This is a genomic window from Streptomyces tauricus (assembly GCF_014650955.1).
GTDB lineage: Bacteria > Actinomycetota > Actinomycetes > Streptomycetales > Streptomycetaceae > Streptomyces > Streptomyces tauricus.
Window position 1 is genome coordinate 1 of record NZ_BMVY01000105.1, and the last position, 508, is coordinate 508.

At 66.9% G+C, this 508-nt stretch carries 2 protein-coding genes; both read left to right on the forward strand.

Annotated elements, in window-relative coordinates:
* Positions 1-181, forward strand: a 181-nt coding sequence (locus tag IE278_RS41765) for an alpha-amylase (protein WP_189780254.1), incomplete at its 5' end; no start/stop codon positions are given.
* On the forward strand, positions 178-508 hold a 331-nt coding region (locus IE278_RS41770), incomplete at its 3' end, for an alpha-amylase family glycosyl hydrolase (RefSeq protein WP_246571895.1). The genes IE278_RS41765 and IE278_RS41770, both read left to right, overlap by 4 nt.

The following is a 508-nucleotide window of genomic DNA, read 5'->3' on the forward strand; positions in this document are numbered from 1 at the left end:
GGACATGCCACGACTCGGCCTCGACTGGCACGCGTCACTGCCGGTACGCGACGAACTCACCGGCGAGATCTACCCCTGGGGCAGGACCAACTACGTACGCCTGACACCCGGTCACCGGGCCGCGCACGTACTGACCGTCCTGCGACCGTCCTCACCGCCCACCGGAGGGTCACCCACATGATCGTCAACGAGCCCGTCCCGGACACCTTCGAGGACACCCCCGCCAAGGACCGGGACCCCGAATGGTTCAAACGCGCCGTCTTCTACGAAGTCCTCGTCCGCTCCTTCCAGGACAGCAACGGCGACGGCATCGGCGACCTCAAAGGCCTCACCGCCAAACTCGACTACCTCCAATGGCTCGGCGTCGACTGCCTGTGGCTGCCCCCCTTCTTCCAGTCCCCCCTGCGCGACGGCGGCTACGACGTCTCCGACTACACCGCCGTCCTCCCCGAATTCGGCGACCTCGCCGACTTCGTCGAATTCGTCGACGCCGCCCACCAACGCGGCA